This window comes from Pseudomonas sp. (assembly GCF_049590575.1).
Lineage (GTDB): Bacteria > Pseudomonadota > Gammaproteobacteria > Pseudomonadales > Pseudomonadaceae > Aquipseudomonas.
On sequence record NZ_JBAWDE010000236.1, the window covers coordinates 1 to 4056 of the forward strand.

Consider the following 4056-nt stretch of genomic DNA (forward strand, 5'->3'; position numbering starts at 1 on the left):
GCATTCGCGAGCAAGCCCGCTCCCACGTTCGATCTCATACATCAGCAGGATTTGGCGTTGCGGTGCTATTGCAAACACCCCTTTTTCACATTTTTTGACCGTGCCTACTTCAGGCTTTGTTCCAGCCAGGCCTTCAGGTCTTCGACCTCTGCCTCGCTGACCGTGTGGTTCATCCCCCGATAACCATGAAACTCCGGTTTCAGCCCCAACCCGGTCAGCACCTCATTCGCGCGCGTCGCCGACGCATACGGCAGGGCCTGGTCCAACGTACCGTGGCCGATAAAAATCGCCAGTTTGTTCAGGCGCTCATCCGGCTTCAGCTCGGCCTTGAGCACCGGCAACACGCTGCCACTCAACGCCGCGATCCCGCGAACCCGCTGTGGCTGACGCAAACCGACCTCGTAGGACATGATCGCGCCCTGGCTGAAACCCACCAGGAACACACGATCGGGCTGGGTGTGGTATTTGGCGGTGGCCTGGGTCACAAAGTCTGCGATCAGCGCGGCGCTGCGTTGCAGGTCGGCGGTCTCGCCGTTGTAATCGGCGTCGTCGAGGGTCTTGGTAAACCAGCGAAACCCGTGCGGGTCCACCGGCATTGGCGCGCGGGCGGACAGGTAGGTCCAGGTGGAGGGCAACGCGTCCTTGATGCCAAACAAGTCTTCCTCGTTGCTGCCGAACCCATGCAGGAAAATCACCAGTGGCTGGTTGCGCGCCTCGCCCTGGGTCTGTTCCAGGTATGACAACGGCAAGTCGGTGTGCAGGGTCGCATCGGCCTGGGCCGCGCCGGCCAGCAGGCTCAGCGCCAGGGTCAACAGTTTGAGCATGGGTCGTTACCTCAGGGTTTACGCAGCAAATAAGTGTCCATGATCCAGCCATTGTCCAGGCGCGCCGCCTTGCGCACCCGTTGGATTTCTTCCGCCACGTCGCTGACTTTGCCGCTGATCAGGATTTCATCCGGCGTCCCCAGGTAGGCGCCCCAGTAGATATCCAGGTCCCGGTCGGCCACGGTCCGGTAGGAATCTTCGGCGTCGAGCATCACCACCAGGGTATCGGCGTCACTCGCCTGCCCCGCCGCCAGCCGGCGCCCGGTGGTAATTTCGATGGATTTGCCGATGCGGTTCAACGGCACTTTGTGCTGGGCCGCCAGGGCCTGCACGCTGGTGATGCCGGGGATCACTTCGAACTCGAAGGTGCAGCGGCCACTGGCCAGGATCGCCTGCAGGATACGGATGGTGCTGTCGTACAGCGCCGGGTCGCCCCACGCCAGGAACGCGCCGACTTCGCCGTCGGCCATTTCCTCGGTGATCATGCGTTCGAACGTCTGCTGCTTGTCGCGGTTGAGGTCGCGTACGGCCGTGGTGTAGTCGATGTCACCGCGTACGCGCTCGGGGCATTCGGCCTCGACGAAACGGTAGCCCGGCTCGGTGATGTAGGTTTCGCAGATCTCGCGGCGCAGGTCGATCAGCTTGTCTTTGCTCTGGCCCTTGTCCATCAGGAAAAACACGTCGGTGCGGTTCAGCGCTTTCACGGCCTGCATCGTGATGTAGTCAGGGTTGCCGGCGCCAATGCCGATGATCAGGATGCGTTTCATGGGGTGCTCTCATTGCGGGGCGTGGATTTTGCCATGTTCACGCGGCTAGGCGTGAGTTTCCAGGCGCAGGCGCCAGACATTGTTGAAGCGCAACTCGGTGGCGGACAGTGGTTCGACGTCGATTCGGTAGAACATCGACACCGGGAACTGCAAGACGTACAGCATCGCGGCGCGGATGACAAAGGGATGGGTGATGGCCACTACGTGCCCAGGCTGGGTTTCGAGGGTTTTCATCCATTGCGCCACACGTGCGCAAACCTGCTCCACCGACTCGCCACCGTGGGGCGTGCTGGCGCTGTCTGTCATCCAGGCCTGCAGTGCGTCATTGTCGAGTCGAGCGATGGCCTGGCCTTTCCAGGCGCCAAAATCTGCGTCGCGCAAGGCCTCTTCAATCAGCGCATCCGCGCCGAACAAACCCGCCGTCTGCCGGGCCCTTGCCTCCGGCGCGCTCACCAGGCGCAGGTGCTGCTTGTAGCGCCCGGCCAGGGATAACGCCGCATTTTGCCAATCCATCGCCACCGACTCGTCGTCGGGAAATCGCCCGTGTTTTTGCGCGGGCGTGAGGGCATGGCAAATGAGGGTCAAACGGGTGGCCTGCATGACTATTCACTCTGTTTCGGGGCGCGATCGGCATCGACTGGCGAAGCTGTTTCGACATGTTACAACGAACAGCAAGGCCCCTCCCGCAACGTCCGACAAAAACCTTATTCAAACCACTCCCGCCGCCCCTCGAACGTCCCCACGATCAACTCGACCATCATCTGCACCGCCTCGGCATGCTGCACCTGTGCATTCACCGCCAACCACACCTGACGCTGCATACTGTCGGCCAACAACCCCGGCAAGCCCACCAGCCCGCGGTCAAAGCTGCTCATGTAATGCGGCAACAACCCGATGCAGGCCCCGCAGCGGATCATCTCCAGCATCAGCGAATAATCATGCACCTGCACCACCGCCGCCAGGCGCTGCTGCACCACTTGGTTCCAGGGCTGCAAGGCGCCAACCTGCGCGTCCGGCTGCCATTGCACCAGCATGTAGTCATCCAGGTCCTCCAGACTGTCCGGGCGCGTGGTCAGCCGTGAATAACGCTTGGCAATATGCGGCAGATACTGCAGGCGCGCCAAAGGCCTGGGCGGCTCGGTGGCGAAGCTCGGCCCAGGCGCCGGGCCGTCGCTGTCCGACAGCCACAGCACCACATCCGCCTCCACCGCCTGCAAGGACATTTGGCTATCAAGGGAGATAATCTCCAGGCGCACGCTGGCGTTGCGACGCAGCAAGGCGATCAGGTCGCGCCCCAGGATGTCGTGCAGGATCGGCGCGGCCACCGCCAGGCGGATCAGCGGCTGCTCCACCACCGGCAGGCGCCGGGCATGGGCCAGGGCGACGAGTTGCGCCTGCAATTGCTGGCCATCGCGGCTGAGTACCAGGCCATTGCCCTGGTAACTGAACAGTGAATGGCGCACCTGTTCCTCCAGTTGCGCCAGGCGCTTGCGCAGCAACGTAGCCTTAATGTTCAAGCTGCGCGCCGCCTGCATGAAACAGCCGCAGCGCGCACTCACCAGAAAGTAGCGCACCACCTCCGGGTCGATCTCGTTGGCCACGGCCAACCAGTTGCTGCGCGACGCCGAAGGTGCGCGATAGGCGGCCGGCCCTTGCTGGCCGGACGGTTCAAGTAATGCCATGGGAGACTCCCTGTCTTGTCGGTCTGTGCATCCAATGCGGGTTGACGCGTGTTACTCCAGCACTTTGTTCAACTCGGCACCGTCGATACTCAAGGTCGCGGTGTTAAGCATGCCTTCCAGATAGGCCTTGGCAATCTGTTCCTGGCGCTGGGCGCGCAGCGCCTCGGTCAGGCGTGGGCGCAGTTCATCGAGGGTGGCCGTGCGCGCCGGTTGCTGGCCGGTAAGCTTGAGCACATGGAACCCCGCCGCGCTCTGCACCGCGTCCGATACCGCACCGGTCTTCAGGCGCGACACGGCGTCACGCACCGGCGGCACCAGCTGCTGCAACGGTTGCAGGCCTGAATCGCCGCCGCGCGCGGCGGTCTCCGGGTCTTGGGAGAACTGCGTGGCCAAGGCTGCAAAATCAGCCGGTGCGGCTTGGGCGCGACTGCTCAGTTCCTGGGCCTGGCGGCGCACCGTGTCGAGGTTTTGCGGGTCATTCACCGCCAGGAAAATCTGGCTTACCCGGTACAGCGGCGGGGTTACCCATTGCGCCTTGCCGCTGTCGTACGCCTGTTGCAGCTCGGCGGCACTGGGGTAATCCGCCGGTACCTGGCTGACCGACAACAGGTAGTCGCGAAACACAATCTGCTCGGTGGCTGCGCGGGTCTGCTGCTCCACCTCTGGGCGCTGGCGCCAGCCCTGGGCGTCGGCTTGTTCAAGCACCGCCTTTTGCGCCAGGCGTGAGCGCAGCCAGGTTTCCAGCGCGCCGCGGTTGCCGCGCAGTTGCTCGCGGGACTCGGC

At 63.4% G+C, this 4056-nt stretch carries 5 protein-coding genes; all 5 read right to left on the reverse strand.

Translation table 11 applies throughout. The features are described from left to right. Positions 1–104: 104 nt before the first annotated feature. The gene (locus WBR57_RS16200; protein WP_424084687.1) at positions 105–824 is read right to left on the reverse strand and encodes an alpha/beta hydrolase; all 720 of its coding nucleotides are present in this window, start codon (positions 822–824) and stop codon (positions 105–107) included. 11 nt (positions 825–835) lie between these two features. Then, on the reverse strand, positions 836–1591 hold the full coding sequence (gene cobF, locus WBR57_RS16205) for a precorrin-6A synthase (deacetylating) (RefSeq protein ID WP_424084688.1): 756 nt from the start codon (positions 1589–1591) through the stop codon (positions 836–838). A gap of 45 nt (positions 1592–1636) precedes the next feature. Next, entirely contained in the window at positions 1637–2191 is a 555-nt protein-coding gene (locus WBR57_RS16210) for a histidine phosphatase family protein (protein WP_424084689.1), read from the reverse strand. Positions 2192–2295: 104 nt separating this feature from the next. Continuing rightward, positions 2296–3273 carry a LysR substrate-binding domain-containing protein gene (locus tag WBR57_RS16215; RefSeq protein WP_424084690.1) on the reverse strand — a complete coding sequence of 326 codons (978 nt, stop codon included), beginning with the start codon at positions 3271–3273 and terminating at the stop codon, positions 2296–2298. Between the two features lie 51 nt (positions 3274–3324). Then, positions 3325–4056: peptidylprolyl isomerase (locus WBR57_RS16220; RefSeq protein ID WP_424084691.1), on the reverse strand; the 732-nt coding region annotated here is incomplete at its 5' end.